Origin of the sequence: Psychrobacillus sp. L4 (assembly GCF_042944905.1) — a bacterium.
GTDB lineage: Bacteria > Bacillota > Bacilli > Bacillales_A > Planococcaceae > Psychrobacillus.
Genome location: NZ_CP168496.1, coordinates 1,508,527 through 1,527,943 on the forward strand (window position 1 = coordinate 1,508,527; position 19,417 = coordinate 1,527,943).

The 19,417-nt window shown below is 35.3% G+C and carries 17 protein-coding genes; 15 read left to right on the forward strand and 2 right to left on the reverse strand.

The window, feature by feature from the left end; all coding sequences use genetic code 11:
* Positions 1 to 428: 428 nt before the first annotated feature.
* Positions 429 to 1,622, forward strand: coding sequence for an MFS transporter (locus ACEPXG_RS07015; protein WP_391208779.1), 1,194 nt, complete (start codon positions 429 to 431; stop codon positions 1,620 to 1,622).
* 128 nt (positions 1,623 to 1,750) lie between these two features.
* On the forward strand, positions 1,751 to 2,815 hold the full coding sequence (locus ACEPXG_RS07020; RefSeq protein ID WP_391208781.1) for a nitric oxide synthase oxygenase: 1,065 nt from the start codon (positions 1,751 to 1,753) through the stop codon (positions 2,813 to 2,815).
* A gap of 114 nt (positions 2,816 to 2,929) precedes the next feature.
* On the opposite strand, the gene ACEPXG_RS07025 is transcribed toward ACEPXG_RS07020, so the two are convergent.
* Entirely contained in the window at positions 2,930 to 4,132 is a 1,203-nt protein-coding gene (locus ACEPXG_RS07025) for a CynX/NimT family MFS transporter (protein WP_391208783.1), read from the reverse strand.
* 98 nt (positions 4,133 to 4,230) lie between these two features.
* Between ACEPXG_RS07025 and ACEPXG_RS07030 the strand changes: the two genes are divergently transcribed.
* From ACEPXG_RS07030 to ACEPXG_RS07055, 6 genes are all read left to right on the forward strand, one after another.
* Positions 4,231 to 4,365, forward strand: a complete 135-nt coding sequence (locus ACEPXG_RS07030) for a hypothetical protein (protein ID WP_391208785.1) — start codon at positions 4,231 to 4,233, stop codon at positions 4,363 to 4,365.
* A 63-nt stretch (positions 4,366 to 4,428) separates the two neighbouring features.
* Positions 4,429 to 5,223, forward strand: coding sequence for an ABC transporter ATP-binding protein (locus tag ACEPXG_RS07035; protein WP_391208787.1), 795 nt, complete (start codon positions 4,429 to 4,431; stop codon positions 5,221 to 5,223).
* Entirely contained in the window at positions 5,216 to 5,614 is a 399-nt protein-coding gene (locus ACEPXG_RS07040) for a hypothetical protein (RefSeq protein ID WP_391208789.1), read from the forward strand. Before ACEPXG_RS07035 ends, ACEPXG_RS07040 begins: the two co-directional genes overlap by 8 nt.
* Positions 5,615 to 5,626: 12 nt before the next feature.
* A complete protein-coding gene (locus ACEPXG_RS07045) occupies positions 5,627 to 6,859 on the forward strand; it encodes a hypothetical protein (protein WP_391208791.1) in 1,233 nt (410 codons plus the stop codon).
* A complete protein-coding gene (locus ACEPXG_RS07050; RefSeq protein ID WP_391208794.1) occupies positions 6,856 to 7,434 on the forward strand; it encodes a nucleotidyltransferase family protein in 579 nt (192 codons plus the stop codon). The genes ACEPXG_RS07045 and ACEPXG_RS07050 overlap by 4 nt, the downstream gene beginning before the upstream one ends.
* Positions 7,431 to 8,030: a hypothetical protein gene (locus tag ACEPXG_RS07055; RefSeq protein ID WP_391208796.1), complete on the forward strand. Its 600-nt coding sequence runs from the start codon at positions 7,431 to 7,433 to the stop codon at positions 8,028 to 8,030. Before ACEPXG_RS07050 ends, ACEPXG_RS07055 begins: the two co-directional genes overlap by 4 nt.
* Positions 8,031 to 8,537: 507 nt before the next feature.
* Here ACEPXG_RS07055 and ACEPXG_RS07060 read toward each other — a convergent pair.
* A complete protein-coding gene (locus ACEPXG_RS07060; protein ID WP_391208798.1) occupies positions 8,538 to 9,236 on the reverse strand; it encodes a glucosamine-6-phosphate deaminase in 699 nt (232 codons plus the stop codon).
* A gap of 141 nt (positions 9,237 to 9,377) precedes the next feature.
* Here ACEPXG_RS07060 and cotE point away from each other — a divergent pair, with 141 nt between their 5' ends.
* From cotE to miaA, 7 genes are all read left to right on the forward strand, one after another.
* Positions 9,378 to 9,911 carry an outer spore coat protein CotE gene (cotE, locus tag ACEPXG_RS07065; RefSeq protein ID WP_391208800.1) on the forward strand — a complete coding sequence of 178 codons (534 nt, stop codon included), beginning with the start codon at positions 9,378 to 9,380 and terminating at the stop codon, positions 9,909 to 9,911.
* A gap of 87 nt (positions 9,912 to 9,998) precedes the next feature.
* Complete coding sequence (mutS, locus tag ACEPXG_RS07070) at positions 9,999 to 12,563, forward strand: DNA mismatch repair protein MutS (RefSeq protein WP_391208802.1); 2,565 nt, start codon at positions 9,999 to 10,001, stop codon at positions 12,561 to 12,563.
* A gap of 20 nt (positions 12,564 to 12,583) precedes the next feature.
* Positions 12,584 to 14,356: a DNA mismatch repair endonuclease MutL gene (gene mutL, locus ACEPXG_RS07075; RefSeq protein ID WP_391208804.1), complete on the forward strand. Its 1,773-nt coding sequence runs from the start codon at positions 12,584 to 12,586 to the stop codon at positions 14,354 to 14,356.
* Between the two features lie 11 nt (positions 14,357 to 14,367).
* Positions 14,368 to 15,873, forward strand: coding sequence for a glycerol kinase GlpK (glpK, locus tag ACEPXG_RS07080; RefSeq protein WP_391208806.1), 1,506 nt, complete (start codon positions 14,368 to 14,370; stop codon positions 15,871 to 15,873).
* A complete protein-coding gene (locus ACEPXG_RS07085; RefSeq protein WP_391208808.1) occupies positions 15,874 to 17,517 on the forward strand; it encodes a glycerol-3-phosphate dehydrogenase/oxidase in 1,644 nt (547 codons plus the stop codon).
* An 8-nt stretch (positions 17,518 to 17,525) separates the two neighbouring features.
* Entirely contained in the window at positions 17,526 to 18,446 is a 921-nt protein-coding gene (locus ACEPXG_RS07090) for an alpha/beta fold hydrolase (RefSeq protein ID WP_391208810.1), read from the forward strand.
* A complete protein-coding gene (miaA, locus tag ACEPXG_RS07095) occupies positions 18,439 to 19,359 on the forward strand; it encodes a tRNA (adenosine(37)-N6)-dimethylallyltransferase MiaA (protein WP_391208812.1) in 921 nt (306 codons plus the stop codon). The genes ACEPXG_RS07090 and miaA overlap by 8 nt, the downstream gene beginning before the upstream one ends.
* The last annotated feature ends 58 nt before the right edge of the window (positions 19,360 to 19,417 follow it).

Sequence of the window (19,417 nt, forward strand, 5' to 3'; positions counted from 1 at the left end):
GGATAAATGTATGTTTTTTTTGCAATCCTTACAAGTGTACAGAAATGTATTAAATGATTTAAGATAATGCAAAATTAGTAAAATTGTTATAACTAAATATTTGTTAACAAACGTTCAACTAATTAATTTAGCTGTAAAAGTAGAAATAGGCTAGTATTATCGATGTCCTTACCAACTTATGTATTATTAGTATTTAGGCTCTTGATGTCTTTAAATTAACTGTAAATGTGTATAGTAAGCCCATGGTGTGGTTTAATGCAACCAAGTGTTATAATGAGGATAAATTAATATGCAAGTCAATGGAGAAACTTTTAAATCCCCCCGAAGATCTTCACCTTGCTTCAAGTTAAAGGAGTTTTTTAATGAATTGTCCAATTTGATCCCCTAAAATACATTCAATATACATCTTGAATTAATGGGGGATTATAATGAAATTAAATAAAAGTTTTCGTTTCTTAATGCTTGGCCAATCTTTAGCTAATCTAGGTGATGTATTTTATGTGGTTGGTATCATTAGTATTTTATATAAGTTAACGGGCTCTGCAACTGTTGCTGCAATTGTTCCATTTACGATTACTTCTGCAATGTTCATTTCTAGTATTATTACACCTTTAGTAATTGGTAAGTGGCGCTTAAAAACGGTATTATTAGGATCTCAAATCGGAAAAACCGTTTTACTGGTTGGATTAGGTTCTTTTCTGTTGCTATTTTTACAAGATATGAACTATTATTTAATCTTTTTCATCATTGCTGGAATAGCATTTCTAGATGGCTGTGCGAATCCTATTTTGCATACGCTTATTCCGTACTATGTAGAAGATGAACAGTTGATCAAAGCTAATAGTATTGCAGAGTCCCTTACACAAATGATACAAATAGGAGCTTGGCTTTTCGGTGGTCTTTTATTGCTCGTTATAAGCTCATTTCAATTAATAGGCATAGTAAGTTTACTATTTATGCTGTCCTGTGTACTTCTGACCTTCATTCAACACGTGAATTATGTCCAGAAAGAAAAACAAAAACTTTGGGAACAGCTCACTGGAGGGTGGAAAAGTATTGGAGCAACTCCAGTTCTGAAAAAAATAGTTCAAATGGACATTATAGAAACTATTGCTGGAACGGTGTGGATTGCTGCAATTGTTTATGTATTTGTCGAGCAAGAACTACATGTAGGAGAACAATGGTGGGGCCTTATAAATGGTTCATTCTTTATTGGGTTATTAATAGGTAGTCTATATTGTATTAAATTCCCTCATCTTGTTGATCAATATAAGTACCTTTTTATTTTCGTGGGAGTCTTAATCTCTAGTATCTTAACTATATTATTTGGTACAATTAGCCATCCTATAATAGCGTTAATTTTGTCGTTTGGTATTGGTTTGTTTAGTCAGCTTAAAAATATTCCTCAAAGAACGGTTATTCAAAGAAGTGTTCCTCCTGAAAAACTAGTAACTGTTTATACATCAATGGGAACAGTTGCGACTGGAGTTTTTGGAATTTCTTCTTTAGTAATTGGAATACTTGCAGATCTCCTAGGAGTACGTGTGGTATTTATACTTTCAGGATTATTATTGGCAGTAGTAAGTATTATTGCATATCGAAACAAAAAATTATTCGTATAGTTTCTTGAGAAGAGTGTCTACAAGTAGGCACTCTTTCTGTCATGTCATAAAATCATCACAACTTCATAGTTCATTGCACTTGTGTCTTCTAAACCATTTCTTCTATGATGGAAGAAGTAGCAGGAGGGATGACAGTTATGTTAAAAGAAGCAGAGGATTTCATACGAACTTTTTATGATGAAACGGGTCGATCAGAGCAGGAAATGCAGTCTCGTTTACTTGAGATAGAGAGTCAAATGATAAAATATGGAGGTTATGAACAAACGAGTGATGAGATTATATATGGTGCTAAAATGGCATGGCGTAATAGTAATAAATGTATAGGGCGGTTATTTTGGCAAAGTTTGAACGTTATTGATAAACGAGACTTACATACAGAGGAAGAAATCTTCCAAGCATTATTAGGGCATATACAGTTTGCGACGAATGAAGGAAGAATTCGACCGACTATAACTATATTTTCACCTCAGGATATTCGCATCTGGAACCATCAGTTGATACGCTATGCAGGCTATGAAACGGAAAAAGGAATAATTGGTGATCCAGATTCGATAGCATTTACGAAAAAATGCCAGGAACTTGGATGGAAAGGTAATAACGAACGGTTTGATGTATTGCCACTTGTCATTCAAACAAAGAATAATCAGCCTAAATTATTTGAGATTCCAAAAGAATATATTCTAGAAGTGCCAATTCGTCACCCGGAACACAAGTTGTTTGAGGAGCTACAAGTAAAATGGTATGCAGTTCCAATAATTTCAAGTATGAAACTAGAAGTTGGAGGTATTACTTATACAACAGCACCATTCAACGGATGGTATATGGGAACGGAAATAGGTGCGCGTAACTTGGCAGATGATAACCGCTATAATATGCTTCCCACAATTGCGGAGATCATGGGGCTAAACACGAAATCCAATGCTTCACTTTGGAAGGATCGCGCATTAGTAGAGTTAAATGCGGCGGTATTATTTTCTTATAAGGAAGATGGAGTAAGCATCGTAGATCATCATACTGCTGCCCAGCAATTTAAAAGGTTTGAAGCAAATGAAATAGACGCAGGACGTGATGTTACAGGAAACTGGACTTGGCTAATCCCTCCTTTATCACCTGGAACTACGCATATTTTTCACAAGCCCTATAATAATGAAAAGAAAACTCCCAATTATTTTTACCAGCCATCTCCATATTAAAAAGAGGAATCAGCATATAAATTTGCTGATTCCTCTTTTTTACAGACAGAAGATATAAATTTTCTACAAACTCCCGCCACAAGATTAGTGGAAAAAATGAAGCATGAGCTTTACTTAGTTTTCTTTAGAAACAAAACGATCTCTTCCTGCTTGCATACCTGAAGCGAATAAAACTAAAATGATGACAATAAATAATATTTTCGGAATAAACCAACTTGCCGTTTCATCATGTATAAATCCGAAAAATACAGGACCGATTGCTGCCAAAAGGTATCCAATAGATTGTGCTGTCCCAGAAAGCTCGGCTGCTTCGATTGGTGTTCGAGAGCGAAGTGAAAAAAACATCATGACTAGTCCAAATGATGCTCCTCCTGCTAAACCGAGAAAAATCATCCAGACAATAGTTAGGGAAGCTGGTCCAGATAATAATCCGATGAAACCAATTAAATACAAAGCCGTATAAAGTACTACAAGTATTCTTTGATCTTTTAAACGACCTGCAATGATAGGGATCAGAAATGTCATGGGTAACTGCGCAAATTGCATAATGGATAACATCCACCCAGATTGTTCTGCTTTCATACCTTCGGATTGCAAAATTTCAGGAAGCCATGCTGCAGTAGTATAAAAAATTAATGATTGTAATCCCATACATAAGGTAATCGTCCATGTTAAGGGAGAATATAATATCGACTTAGATTTGTTGGTTGAAGATACTTTTTGTATCTCCATGTTTTCTTTTCTTTTTGTAATTTGTGGAATCCAAACGATCACTGCTATTATAGCTAAAATTACCCAACATCCAAGTGCGCCTTGCCAACCAAAAGTAGTGCCTTCCGCAATAGGATAACTAACTCCTGCACCAATTCCAGCAGTTAAATTCATGAAAACAGTAAAAACTCCTGTCAATAAACCAACTTGTAAAGGAAATTTTAGTTTAATTAAGCTTGGCATTAATACATTACCAAATGAAATTGCGATTCCAATTAATGCAGTTCCAATAAGCAATAAAGTTGTAGTTCCTAATGAACGAATAATAATTCCACCAATTAACAATAGAATGGAAAGAAACAAAGTCATTTCCGTTCCAAATCGACGGGCAATTTTAGGTGCAAAGGGAGAAATCACAGCAAATGCAAGAAGCGGAATAGTGGTAATAAAGCCTGCTAAAACATTTGAGATTGCTAGTCCGTCTTTTATATAAGAAATGATTGGTCCTACCGAAGTAAGAGGTGATCTAAGAGTGGAAGATATGAAAATAATTCCGAGTATTAATAAGATTGTATTTTTTTTTCTTGTTTCTGTTTTTGTTGACAAAAAATTCTCTCCTTAAGCTAACATTTATATTTAGTACTATGAAAGACTAACACTTTTTGATAGTAAAGTTCAATAGAAAGATTCTGGAGATAGACTAATTGAAAAAACGTGGAGATTGTTTCGTAACAGCTATCTCTATATTAATAATAAAAAATATGAACCATATCCTTAAAGATGCTCCATCCGAGATGAAAGGCAATATGGACACATATTCAAATCCTAACTTGCAGTAGCAAAAGGGCTTGTAGACGGAATGGTAGAATTCATAAAATAATTCGACTTGGGGAGGTAGCTTCATGAACGAGGAAAAGGTGTTGTCCTTAATAGATGTATCTAAAAGTTACGGAAATAAAAGAGTGTTACAAGGTGTAAATTTAGAAGTATTTAAGGGACAAATTATTGGATATATTGGTCCGAATGGTGCGGGTAAAAGTACTACCGTTAAACTAATGCTTGGTTTATTGAATGATTATAGCGGGAAAGTTGAAATTTTCGGGAGTGATATTTCAAATGGCGATATTAGTTACAAGAAAAGAATTGGGTACGTACCCGAAACCGCCGAATTATATGAGAATTTAACCGCATGTGAATATTTAACATTTACTGGAGAACTTTATGGTTTAAAAAGTGATGTTGCCGAGAAAAAAGCGTTGGATTTGATGAAAGAATTTAATCTAGAAGCATCTTTTCATCAGCGTCTATCTTCTTTTTCAAAAGGGATGAAACAAAAAGTACTAATAATTTCAAGCTTGTTACACGACCCAGATTTATTATTTTATGATGAACCTTTAAGTGGTCTAGATGCAAATAGTGTGATGGTTATTAAAGAGTTACTAGCAAAACTTGCATTACAAGGAAAGACTATTTTTTATTCCTCTCATATTATGGATGTTGTTGAGAAGATTAGTAACCGAATTGTTTTACTAGTAGAAGGTAGAGTAGTTGCGGATGGCACTTTCGAAGATTTAAAAACGCAGAACAAAGAGGGATCACTTGAAAATATATTCAATCAGTTAACAGGGTTTACACAACATGCAGAAATTGCTGGAAAAATTGTAGATATAGTTAGTGAGGATTCAGCTCATGATTGATTTTAATTCTCTTCGTATACTGGACCGTTTTAAAGGTTTATTTTGGAAGTCGGGCATTGATTATGAAATTATGAGAAAGATTATACAGTTGAAATTAACAATGGATAGTAGAAGAATGCCAACCATTTTTAATGGGTCGAAAGTGAAAAAAGAAGGTAATCAGTTTTTGAAATTTTTGTGGATGTATGCGTTATATGGTCTTATCTTATTGACTCCTTTTCTCTTTTTAGGAAAACAATATATTTTTCTAATAAGCATTATGTTTAGTTTATTAATTTTTATATTAATGACATCGATGATATCCGATTTCTCTGCGGTGTTACTAGATATTCGAGATAAAAATATTTTGCATACAAAACCTATTAACACCAAAACATTAAATGCGGCTTAAGTAGTTCATATTTTGATTTATATTTTTTTATTAACAGGATCTTTTGTAGGGATTCCATTAATAATCAGTATATTTACTGGTGGAATTGGATTTTTCTTTATATTCTTGATAGAAATTGTGCTGACCAGTTGCTTAGCTGTCGTATTAACTGCTTTTGTTTATTTATTTATATTACGCTTTTTTAGTGGAGAGAAATTGAAGGATATTATTAATTATGTACAAATTCTCTTAACAATCGGCATAATGGTTAGCTATCAACTAGTTGCACGGTCATTTGAAATTTTTAATCTTAAAATTTCGTATACATTTGAGTGGTGGCATTTATTATTGCCTCCTATTTGGTACGGAGCACCATTTGAGCTTTTCTTAAACAAGGACTATTCAGCACACATCATTTTTTTATCGATCCTTGCATTCCTAGCTCCTATAATAGCTATCCTACTTTATATTCGACTAATGCCATCTTTTGAACGAAATTTAGCAAAATTACTAAGTGATTCTACTACTAGGAAAAAGAAATCTAGAAAAATAGATAAGTTATGGGCAAAAATTTTATGTAGAACTGTGGAAGAACAAAATTTCTACCGTTTTTCTTCGCTTATGATGAAGCAAGAACGCGAAATAATATTAAAAATTTACCCTCAACTTGGATTTGCATTCATATTTCCTTTCATCTTTTTGTTTAATGAGGTACGATTTCGGTCATTTGATGAAGTAGTTAATGGAAATATTTATATGGTCATTTATTTTAGCTTAATAATGATTCCAACCGTTGTTCATATGCTCCAATTTTCTGGTACTTACAAAGGTCATTGGATATTTTTGGCTGCTCCAGTTCAAAACAAAGCATCCATTTATAGAGCTACGTTAAAAGCATGTATGGTTAATTTCTTTCTACCAATTTTTGTCCTCTTAAGTATTCTTTTTGTTTGGCTATTTTCTATTCGGATTTTACCGGATTTGTTTGTTGTATTGCTTGTAGCAATTGTCATAAGCCTTATTTCTTATAAGATGTTAAACGGAGAAGTATACCCATTTTCGAATTCCCATGATCATACACAAGATGCAAGTACATTCAAGGTACTAGCTAGTATGGTTGTGATAGGTATGTTTGTGTTAGTCCATATAATAGCTTCTAAAATACCTTATGGATTATATGGGTATATGACGATCTTACTAATTGGAATAATAGTCGGTTGGAAAGCAGTATTTCCAACACAATTGAAAAAAGGGGGTATTAGGTGAAGATCCAAGGTGAAAAAGAGATAATAAAAATAATCAAAGAAGATGAATGGATGATGGAAATATTAAAAGCAGCAAAAGCATTAAAACTTCCTGATTGGTGGATTTGTGCAGGATTTGTTCGTTCGAAAATATGGGATACGATTCATGGTTTCGAAAATAGAACTCCATTACCCGATATTGATGTAATCTATTTTGATTGTACAAACGTAGAGGAATCCATTGAAAAATCTTTAGAAAAACAGTTAATCGAATGGATGCCGAATATACCTTGGTCAGTGAAAAATCAAGCAAGGATGCATGTCATAAATAATTTACCTTCCTATACATCATCAGTTGACGGGATTGCAAACTTTCCAGAGACAGCAACAGCATTAGGAGTGAAATTAGACGAAGAAGATAAAGTACTATTAACTGCACCGCATGGAATTAATGATGTCACTAAACTGGTAATAAAGCCCACACCTCGATTTCAAACAACTAAAGAGTTGGTGACTAAATACGAGGATCGAATAAGAAAAAAGAATTGGTCTTCTATTTGGCCAATGATTTCAGTTAATAATATGAGGAGTGATTGATTGAAAAGAATATCGCTTGTCATTTCTCTAGCTTTTTCATAATCTGTTTAGGGGCTTGTAATAAAGAAATTCAATTAACCAATACAGTTTCTGAAGCAAAACTAACAGATAGAGAGAAATTTCTTTTGTCTTCTACAAGTGATAAATCATTTGTTTTTGATTACAAGGCGGATAAAAAATATAAACAAGTCTCTTTGTGGGTGGACAAATACGAGTTTGGAAAACTGGTAGAAGAAAAATTAAATAATATGTTAACGGAAATTGATGGTACCGGAACGATTATTTTTTCAACTTCTCCAACGATTGCCGAGCAAAAAGAGTCAACTATTAATATAAGTGTTAATAATAATAACGGCTTTAGTACTATCAGAACACAATTAATAAAACCAAAAGCGATGAAAAGTACTTGGGGTAGCAATCCATCGGAGCATATTCCGATAGCAGATAAAATGGTTCTTGCGAGTATTTGTTACTCTAATGGCCAAGGGATGAGTTCGCTTACAAATGATTTTTATTCAGATATAGACAATCGCTTACATGAGATAAAAGACTACGATGATGTATATGTTTTAAGAGCCGAGTTTCTCGATAAGTAAAAGATATGAACCTTATTAAAATAATCGACTATCCAGTATTCATGGGGTTTTGTAGCTCTTTCTTATCGCGACTCTCTTATATAGAGCATCTCCTAGATTAAGTAACATAAGGATTGAAATAAACGACTACTTAAGTTTACTTTACTCTTAAAGTTACAAGTTTATGATGCATTATACATCTATTAAAAAAGGTGGTACTAGAGAAAAATAGATAGCATCCATTATTAAAGAAGCGCTGAGCGGACGAAATTGCATCTTCGTCCGCTTTTAAAAGAATAAGAAAGAATTTATTCTCTCATTAACCACACCTAGTGCACCATGTCTCTACCTACTTTAAGAGGGCGATGGACAAACAACCGCCACAAGATTACCGAAAAAAATAGCTCGTGAAGTGACTCAGTCACTTCACGAGCTAAATTACTACAGTAATAGTGTAGCCAATGTTTCGTCCAAAGCACTCAGGAAATGGTGAAGACAAGATGCACTTAAAAGACCCTTCCACTTTTCTTATTTTATATCTGTAATAACCGTAACATGCGGGTGTCTCTTTAAAACAGTAATTGGCAACTTTTCTGTAATTTCATCCCCAAGTAAAGCTTCGATGGCTTGTCGCTTCTTTTCTCCAAATGCCAGTAAAATAATTTGTTTCGCATTCATGATAGAAGCAATCCCCATTGTAAATGCTCTAGTAGGTATTTCTTCCTGATCATCAAAGTATTGACTATTCACTCCAAGTGTAGAATCTGTTAGATTAGCTACATGAGTTGTGGAGTCAAAAGAAGTGCCAGGCTCGTTAAATGCAATATGGCCATTTTCCCCAACACCTAAAAACTGAATATCTAATGCGTATTCCGTTAATTTATTTTCATATCTCGTACATTCCGATTCTAAATCTTCCGCAAGTCCATTTTGAATATACGTTTCTTTAAAAGGCTTTTTTGAAAATAAATGTTCCTTCATGAAAAAAGCATAGCTGTTTTTATTAGTTGGGGCTAATCCAACATATTCATCCAAGTTAAAAGCGGTAACTTGTGAAAAATCTAATGAAGAATTGATGATACTTTTATAAATTGGAATCATCGTACTTCCGGTTGCTAAACCTAATGTATGCAGTGTCTTTTCATTTAAAGCATTTGCCAGCCTATTTACCACGTGAGAAGCTGCTTGTTGTTGATCTTCCACTTGAATCATTTCAAAAAATGGCATGTTAATACCTCGCTATTCTATTAATGTATTAAGTGTATTTGTAAACTTCCGAAAGGTCAATCATCTATCTTTACAAATAATATGAACCCATTGGGCTTATAGCGCATATGATGTTATGACTTGAATACAAGGAGGAAAAAAATGAAACATTTAAGACAGATAGTGACGAAAGCTGTTATTGCTAAAGGGAAAAAGAGAACGGAATCAAGTGAAGTTCTTTGCCCACCAAATACGCCATCAAGTATTTTAGGTTGTTGGGTTATTAACCATACGTTTCAGTCGAAAAAGCACGGGAAATACGTAGAAGTAACAGGTAAATTTGATATAAACGTTTGGTATGCACATCACGACCATTCCAAAACATCTGTTTTTACTGAAACGATTAGTTACAAAGACAGAATTAAATTACACTACCGTGACAAAGATTCTACTGGCGAAGAAGTACATGTGCGTGTTATTCAGCAACCAAATTGTACAGAAGCGATTATTACATCGGGTGGAACTAAATTCCAAGTAACAGTAGAACGTGAACTTTTGGCAGAAGTTGTAGGGGAAACAACTATATGTATTCAAGTTCAAGACCAGGATTTTGAAGAAGAATGGGCATTTAAAGACGAAAGCTCATCTAGTTCCTCCAGCTCATCTAGTTCTTCAAATGATAACTCTTCATCCTGACTTTAAAAGCCGGCTAGTATTTCCGGCTTTTTTTCTTTATCTTTTGTTATAATAAATAGAGAAGTATAGAAGAGAGAAGGATAGAAAATGACAACACATACTCCAATGATGCAACAATACCTGAAAATCAAAGAAGAATATATAGATGCGTTTTTATTTTTCCGATTGGGAGATTTTTATGAGTTATTTAATGAGGATGCAGTAAAAGCATCAGCTATTTTAGAAATTACATTAACGAGTAGGAAGGATAATATCCCCATGTGCGGGGTGCCACATCATGCAGCCCAGAATTATATTGAATCCCTCATTAGCAAAGGACATAAAGTAGCTGTTTGTGAGCAAGTAGAGGATCCAAAACTTGCAAAAGGGGTTGTAAAAAGAGAAGTAGTACGCTTGATAACCCCCGGAACGATAATAGAAGGAAAAACAATGCATAACAAAACAAATTATTTTATTGCTTCTGCAGATTTACTTTCCACAAAGGAAGTAGCGTTTTCCTATCTAGATGTATCGACAGGAGACGGTTTTACAACTATTTTAAATGGCGATGAAAAAGAAATTGTGCAGGAATTATTGTCCCTACAGGCAAAAGAATTGATTGTAAGTGAACAGCTATATGTATTGATTAATGACTTATCGGCATTGCATGAATTTACTTTATCAATTGAGCAAGAAGAGTTAAATATGGAGGAAGCAGAAAAATATGTTGAAAATCATCCGATAGAGACACACCGAACAGTAAAACGATTATTGCAATACATTCAAAAAACACAAAAGCGTTCTCTCCTACATATTCAGCCTTTCACTTTTCAAAGAAGAGACTCTTTTTTGATCATTGATTATCATTCGAAAAGAAATTTAGAGCTTATTTCCTCCATTCGTAATGGGGATCAAAAAGGAACACTCTTATGGTTATTAGATGAAACGGTAACTGCAATGGGAGGGCGAAAACTGAAACAATGGATTCATCAGCCACTTGCAGATAAACGAGCGATTGAATCGCGTTTAGAAATAGTAACGAGCTTTTTAGAAGACTTTATGCTTAGAGAAGAAATGAAAGAAGCATTTAAAGAAGTATATGATTTAGAACGATTAGTTGGAAGAATTGGGTTTGGAAGTGCTGGAGGAAGAGATCTTGCGCAACTAAGACAATCTCTATCTATGATTCCTATGATAAAACAGCTTTTATTAGACTCCAATAATCATGCGCTCATAACGTTGGGACAAGCAATAGAGGATTGTCAAGCTATTTGGAGGAAGTTAGATATAGCGATAAGTGAAAATCCGCCTATTTCTGTAAAAGACGGTGGAGTGATAAACAGTGGATATAATCCTCGTTTAGATCAACTACGTGATGCTTCTGTAAACGGCAAAAATTGGATCGCTGAACTGGAACAAAAAGAACGAGAACTAACTGGTGCTAAAAATTTGAAAATAGGGTATAACCGGGTATTCGGTTATTATATTGAGTTAACGAAATCGAATATTCACCTTGCAGATGAAACGAGATATGTTCGAAAACAAACGCTTGCGAATGCGGAACGTTATATTACGGACGAGTTAAAAGAAAAAGAGTCACTTATCCTTTCCGCGGAAGATGAAAGTTTATTACTAGAATATGAATTATTTACTCAATTAAGAGAAGAAATAAAAGCATATATTCCACTTGTACAAAAATTAGCAAAACAAATAAGTGAGTTAGACGTTTACATATCATTTGCGCAAGTATCTGAAAAGCATCGATTAACAAAACCAAATTTTCATGAAACAAATGCGATGGAGATTAAAGAAGGAAGACATCCAGTTGTTGAAAAAATGATGAATAATCAATTGTATGTGCCAAATGATTGTGTGTTGACTGAAGATAAAAAGATGCTCTTAATAACTGGTCCAAATATGTCAGGTAAAAGTACCTTTATGCGACAAGTCGCTATTACCATAATTATGGCTCAAATTGGTTGTTATGTTCCTGCTAAATCGGCATCATTACCAATTGTTGATAAAATATTCACACGAATTGGAGCAGCGGATGATCTAGCGGGCGGGCAAAGTACATTTATGATTGAGATGATGGAATCCCAACATGCTATTACCAATGCTACAAGTAAGAGTTTGCTTCTTTTTGATGAAATTGGCCGTGGAACATCTACTTATGATGGGATGAGTTTAGCGCAATCGATGATGGAATATATTCATGACCATATTGGTGCAAATACTTTATTTTCAACTCATTACCATGAGTTAACTGACCTGGACCAAACATTGTCTAAATTACGAAATGTACATGTCTCTGCTACTGAAAAAGATGGAAAAGTGGTATTTCTTCATAAGTTAAAAGAAGGTCCAGCTGATAAAAGTTATGGGATACATGTTGCTGAACTTGCACAACTACCTAAAGAGATCATTTCAAGAGCAAGAGACATTTTAGCAACATTTGAACAGAAAGAAAAAAATGATAAATCGAGTGCTGCAGTTCAAGAAACGCAACTATCTTTTTTTGACGAGCAAATAACGCCATCAACTGAATCTAAAATAATGGAAGACAAATCATCCGAAAAAATACTTACAAAGTTGAAAAAGATTAATATTTCCGGCACCACGCCATTGGGAGCACTACAGTTATTATATGAGCTTCAAAACGAATTAGAATAACCAAAAAGTAGGGGAACAGAATGGGACAAATCATCGTCATGGAAGAACTGCTTTCCAATAAAATTGCAGCGGGAGAGGTAGTAGAACGTCCCGCGTCCGTAGTGAAAGAGTTAGTGGAAAATGCCATTGATGCAGAAAGTACATCTATAGAAATAATACTAGAAGAGGCTGGATTAGCAAAAATACAAGTAACAGATAATGGGAAAGGAATGGATGAGGAAGACGCTGTCCAATCCTTTTCAAGACATGCTACTTCAAAAATTACAACAGAACATGATCTTTTTAGAATTCGATCTTTAGGATTTCGAGGAGAGGCACTAGCAAGTATTGCTTCCGTTTCGAAAATTAGTTTGTGGACGTCGGATGGAGAAAACGTAGGGACAAAAGTAGAACTGGAAGGTGGACGCGTCCTTTCTTGCACACCGGCTTCTATTAGAAGAGGTACGGATATTGTGGTGAAGCAATTATTTTTTAATACACCAGCTCGATTAAAATATTTAAAAACAATTCAAACAGAGTTGGGACATTCCATTGACTTAATTAACCGATTGGCCTTAAGTTTTCCTTCCATCGCATTTAAACTGTCGAATAATAACCAAACAATTATACAAACAAGTGGGCGAGGAGATTTAAGGCAGGTTCTTGCTTCTATATATGGAGTATCTAATGTAAAGAAAATGATTGGTTTCGAAAGTGATTCCGCCGATTTTCATATTACGGGTTATGCTTCTTTACCGGAAATTACGCGTGCATCAAAAAACTATCTGACGATTCTTGTAAACGGTCGTTGGGTTAAGCATTATGGCCTAAACAATGCAATTGTCGATGCTTATCATACATTGTTACCAATAGGAAGATATCCAATTGTAGTATTGAATATCGAAACGGATCCAATGCTCACGGATGTAAATGTGCATCCTGCAAAGCATCAAATAAGATTAAGTAAGGAAAAGGAATTAATGGAGCTTGTAAGACGCACAATTCGTTCCGTTATTCATAAAGTACAACAACCACCGAAAGTGACTGAAAAACCAGAAGTAAAAAAACAACCAAGTGTCCAGTTTGACTTTTTTAAACAAACGTATCAAGCGCCACAACAAGAAACAATTCCAAAAAAGGTTGAAACAGAACAACCATTGATTGTTCATGAGGAGATAGAGCCTCTTCAAGAAGAAATTGTGGTAGAAACGTATATAGAAGAGAAAAAGCCTTTTCCAGACTTACATGTCGTAGGACAAATACATGGAACATATATTGTTGCACAAAGTGATGATGGCTTTTATTTAATTGATCAACATGCGGCACAAGAGCGTATAAAATATGAATTCTACAAAGAAAAAGTAGGAGATGTAAATGCTAGTGAACGACAAGCGTTATTACTCCCACTTACTTTTCACTATTCGTTAGATGAATCATACCGCATAAAAGAATCATTGGAAGAGTTAGAGGGCATTGGTGTTTATTTGGAGGACTTTGGTTCATCTAGCTTTGTCGTTAGAGAGCACCCGACTTGGTTTCCAAAAGGAAATGAAACGAAAATTATTGAAGCATTAATCGAACAAGTATTAACGAATCGAAAAGCGGATATTAAAAAGCTTAGAGAAGACGCGGCGATAATGATGAGCTGTAAATTATCCATCAAAGCGAATCATTATTTAACAACAAAAGACATGGAGCAGTTATTAGAAAGCTTAAAAAATGCGCAACATCCATTAACATGTCCACATGGTCGTCCAGTAATCGTTCATTTTACTACGTATGAAGTGGAAAAGATGTTCAAACGAGTAATGTAGGAGGGATTTATATGGGGAAATATATCTTATCAATTGATCAAGGAACTACAAGCTCACGAGCAATATTATTTGATAAACAAGGAAATATTGTGCATTCTGCTCAAAAAGAGGTTACACAATATTTTCCTAAACCTGGCTGGGTGGAACACGATGCGAATGAAATATGGGGCTCTGTTTTGTCTGTTATTGCTGCAGTTTTAACGGAAAGTGGAAACCAACCAGAAGATGTGCATGCAATTGGCATTACCAATCAACGAGAAACAACCGTTGTTTGGAACAAAAAAACTGGTAAACCCGTTTATCATGCCATTGTCTGGCAATCAAGACAAACGCAAGAAATCATTGATCAATTAAAAGATGAACAGCTTGAATCCTTTTTTAAAGATAAAACAGGCCTAATGCTTGACCCATATTTTTCAGCAACGAAAGTAAAATGGATTTTAGATCACGTAGATAGAGAAAGAGAACAAGCACAAAATGGTGAGCTTCTTTTTGGCACGATTGATACTTGGCTTATCTGGAAGTTATCGAATGGAAAAGCTCATGTTACAGACTATTCGAATGCTTCCAGAACGATGCTTTATAACATATATGATCAATGTTGGGATAAAGAAATCTGTGAGAAACTGGATATACCTATGAACATTCTGCCTGTTGTAGCTTCGTCATCCGAAGTGTATGCACAAACAGACTCATCTGTGTTTTTTGGGAAAGAAATTAGTATTGCAGGAGCAGTAGGAGATCAACAAGCAGCTCTTTTTGGTCAATGCTGTTTTGAAAAAGGGATGGCTAAAAACACATATGGTACAGGGTGTTTTATGCTTCTTAATACAGGAGAAGACGCAGTTTCATCTCCATCGGGATTATTAACAACGATTGCCTGGGGACTGAACGGAAAAGTGACCTACGCTTTAGAAGGAAGCGTATTTGTAGCCGGGTCTGCGATTCAATGGTTAAGGGATGGTCTTCGAATGGTGCAACATGCATCAGAGTCTGAAACCTATGCAAAAAGAGTAGACTCTACAGAAGGTGTTTATATTGTTCCGGCTTTTGTTGGATTAGGTACCCCTTATTGGGACTCCGATGCAAGGGGGGCTATTTTCGGCCTATCTCGTGGGACAACGAAAGAGCATTTTATCCGAGCTACACTTGAATCGCTTGCTTACCAAACAAAGGATGTACTTCTGGCAATGGAAGAAGACTCTGGAGTATACGCCGAAGTGCTTCGAGTAGATGGTGGGGCAGTAAGTAATGAATTTCTCATGCAGTTTCAGAGTGATTTGTTAAACTTGCCAATAGAACTTGCAAAGTTAAATGAAACAACGGCACTTGGAGCAGCATTCCTAGCAGGATTAGCAACAAATTTTTGGCAAGATGAGCAAGAACTTATAGCGATGCGTCTAAGTCAAAAAAAATACGAACCAAAAATGGATGAAGTGAAACGGAATGACTTATACAGAGGCTGGAAAAAAGCTGTGGAAGCAACAAGAGTATTCAAACTATCAAGGAGTGAGTAAATGAAATCTTCTGTAGAACGTGAGCAAATATTTAACACATTAAATTTTTATGAATTCGATGTATTAGTAATTGGTGGAGGTATTACAGGCGCTGGTATTGCATTAGATGCCGTTACAAGAGGAATGTCTGTAGCCCTTGTAGAAATGCAAGACTTTGCAGCCGGTACTTCAAGTAGATCGACGAAGTTAGTGCACGGAGGGTTACGCTATTTAAAGCAGTTTGAAGTCAAAATGGTAGCTGAAGTTGGGAAAGAACGAGAAATTGTCTATGAAAATGCTGTACATGTGACCGAACCAGAATGGATGCTTCTTCCCTTTCATAAAAAGGGGACATTTGGTCCAATGACCACTTCTGTTGGCTTAAAAGTATATGACTTGCTAGCAGGAGTCAAAAAAGAAGAAAAGAGACATATGTTATCGGCTGAAGAAACGCTACAAAAAGAGCCGTTATTAAAAAGTAAAGGACTTCTTGGCGGCGGTTATTACGTAGAATATCGAACAGACGATGCTAGACTGACGATGGAAGTTATAAAAAAAGCGATTGAAAAAGGTGCAGTATGTTTAAACTATGCAAAAGTAAGGTCTTTTGTCTACAACGACAATAATGATATTGTTGGAGCAGAAGTAATCGACCAATTAAATACAAAAAAGATTACAATCCACGCTAAAAAAGTGGTCAATGCAGCAGGTCCATGGGTAGATTCCGTGCGAGCGCTTGATGCAATCGATAATAATAAAAAATTAAGACTAACAAAAGGCGTTCATATAGTAATCGATCAACAATTTTTTCCTCTTCAACAAGCGCTATATTTTAATGCGCCTGATAAACGTATGATATTTGCCATCCCAAGGGAAGGGAAAACTTATGTAGGCACTACGGATACTTTTTTTGAAGGAGACATACAAAATCCTGTTGCAACAATAGAAGATGTTCAATACTTACTAAAAGCGATACAAGATATGTTTCCAAATGTTCAAGTCACCGAACTACATGTGGAATCTACTTGGGCAGGTGTTCGTCCGCTTATTTATGAAGAAGGAAAAGACCCTTCTGAAATCTCTCGAAAAGATGAAATATGGCAGTCGAATTCTGGTTTGTTCACAATAGCTGGAGGAAAACTGACCGGGTATCGTAAGATGGCTGAGTCTATTGTGAATGCTATTTCAAAACAACTAGGAGATTATAATTTTGGACCTTGTGTGACAAAGCATTTAGAACTTTCAGGTGGAGACATCGGTGGTTCAAAGAATTTCCAAGCTTTTATAGCCAATAAAGAAAGACTTGCACAATCTTATGGTTTATCTTTAGAAGAAGGAAGACGATTAGCTAAACTTTATGGATCAAATGTAGATAAAATATTTCGATATGCACACCTATTAAAAACAACCTCTACTTCCAGTTTACCACTTGGTGTATTAGCCCAAATTTACTATGCGATACATGATGAAATGGCATACACACCAGTAGATTTTTTAGTGCGAAGAACCGGAATGCTTTATTTTAATGTGGAGCAATACAAAGTGTATATGCATGAAGTATTACAGGTAATGAGAGATCTATTGAATTACACGGAACAAGAAACGGAGAAATTCAAAAACCAACTAGCTAAACTTCTTATGCAGGCAACTTTAGAAGGGAGTTGAATCGTGTATTGAAATCAATTTTAGAAGTAGAGATGTCGGATGGTCATCACATTCATGTAGTGAAGTATACTCCTGAACAATCTCCAATAGGACATATACATTTACTACATGGCATGGCGGAGCATATTGAACGTTATGATGAATTTGCTCTTTTTCTTGTGGATGAAGGATATATAGTAAGTGGGCACGACCATAGAGGGCATGGCAGAACGATTGAAAAAAATGGACAACAGGGCTATCTTGCTGAATCCAATGGATTTGAGCGTGTAACAGAAGATGTTCGAGAAGTGTTGCTTAAAGTTCGGGAAGATATGATTGAGGTACCACTTATTTTATTCGGACATAGTATGGGCTCGTTTGTTGCTCGGAGATATATGCAAAAATATAGTGAATCTCTCTCGAAAGTAGTTATTTGTGGCACCTCCTACAGTCCAGGAGTCCTTGGAGAAGTGGGGTCAATGATTGGGAAAATGGCTACTAAATTTCAGACACCAACAACGGAAAGTAAATTACTCCATACTATAGCTTTTGGAGGATTTAATAAACAAATTAATCAGCCTCATTCACCATTCGATTGGTTAAATACAGATAAAACGGAAGTAAAAAAATATATGGACGATCCGATGTGTGGGTTCATCCCGTCTAATCAGTTTTATGTTGATCTGTTTTATGGGATGAAAATAATTCACAAAACAGAAGAGATTGGCCGCATCAAAAAAGATTTACCCGTGCTTCTTGTAAGTGGTGCGGAGGATCCAGTAGGTAAAAATGGAGCTGGCATATATAAAGTAGCGAAAGGTTTGACGAATGCAGGTATGGAAAATGTAACCGTTCAATTAGTAGAACAAGCAAGGCATGAAATTTTATTGGAAAAAAATAAATTGGATACTTTTGAAGTAATTGCAAAATGGCTGATGAATAATGTGTGAAAAACCATTCGTAATAGCAATTGTAGGTCCGACAGCTGTCGGAAAAACCGCGCTCAGTATCGAATTAGCAAAAGCTTGTAATGGTGAAATTATTAACGGCGATTCCATGCAAGTGTATCGTGGATTATGCATTGGAACCGCTAAAATTGATTTTGAAGAGATGGAAGGGGTTCCCCATCATTTATTAGATATAAAAAATCCGACAGATAGTTTTTCGGTAGCGGAATATCAAAAAATGGTCCGACAAAAAATAGACGAAATTACTTCGCGAGGTCATGTGCCAATTATTGTTGGAGGAACGGGGCTTTATATTCAATCAGTATTATACGATTTTAGGTTTTCGGAAGAACCGAAAACAGATAGTACTTTGTCGAAGGAATTGGAACAATTGTCATCAGAAGTGTTGTTTGAAAGATTATCTAAGTTAGATCCTATTGCTGCGGCTGAAATTCATCCGAATAATGTGCAAAGAGTTATGCGAGCGATCGAAAGGGTAGAGTTAAGCGGAAAAAGAAAAGATCAGATAGAACAAAATCAAGGAAATGAAAAGGTTTATCCTCATTACATCATTGGTCTTTCTATCGATCGAGCGCTTCTTTATGAAAGAATTAATAAAAGAGTGGATATTATGTTGGAAAAGGGATTACTTCGAGAAGTAACCGAGCTTTATGATCAAAATATTCGACATGTCCAGTCGATTCAAGCAATTGGGTATAAAGAAATTTATGATTATTTGGAAGGGCATCTTACTTTTGAGGAAGCAATTGATAACTTAAAGCAAAACTCTAGAAGGTACGCCAAACGCCAACTTACTTATTTTCGAAATAAGATGGATATCAATTGGTATAATCCATTTACCGATACAGAAAGAATTATGAAAGAAATTAATGCAATTTTGCAGGAGATTCACTAAAAAGAGCGAATAGTAGTAAAGGAAGATTCTTTACGATGTAAAATGAATAATGGGGGTA

Coding starts and splice junctions, on each gene's coding strand:
- ACEPXG_RS07015 (WP_391208779.1), top strand. CDS start 429: ATGAAATTAAATAAAAGTTTTCGTTTCTTAATGCTTGGCCAATCTTTA.
- ACEPXG_RS07020 (WP_391208781.1), top strand. CDS start 1,751: ATGACAGTTATGTTAAAAGAAGCAGAGGATTTCATACGAACTTTTTAT.
- ACEPXG_RS07035 (WP_391208787.1), top strand. CDS start 4,429: ATGAACGAGGAAAAGGTGTTGTCCTTAATAGATGTATCTAAAAGTTAC.
- ACEPXG_RS07040 (WP_391208789.1), top strand. CDS start 5,216: ATGATTGATTTTAATTCTCTTCGTATACTGGACCGTTTTAAAGGTTTA.
- ACEPXG_RS07060 (WP_391208798.1), bottom strand. CDS start 9,236: ATGCCATTTTTTGAAATGATTCAAGTGGAAGATCAACAACAAGCAGCT.
- cotE (WP_391208800.1), top strand. CDS start 9,378: ATGAAACATTTAAGACAGATAGTGACGAAAGCTGTTATTGCTAAAGGG.
- mutS (WP_391208802.1), top strand. CDS start 9,999: ATGACAACACATACTCCAATGATGCAACAATACCTGAAAATCAAAGAA.
- mutL (WP_391208804.1), top strand. CDS start 12,584: ATGGGACAAATCATCGTCATGGAAGAACTGCTTTCCAATAAAATTGCA.
- glpK (WP_391208806.1), top strand. CDS start 14,368: ATGGGGAAATATATCTTATCAATTGATCAAGGAACTACAAGCTCACGA.
- ACEPXG_RS07085 (WP_391208808.1), top strand. CDS start 15,874: ATGAAATCTTCTGTAGAACGTGAGCAAATATTTAACACATTAAATTTT.
- miaA (WP_391208812.1), top strand. CDS start 18,439: ATGTGTGAAAAACCATTCGTAATAGCAATTGTAGGTCCGACAGCTGTC.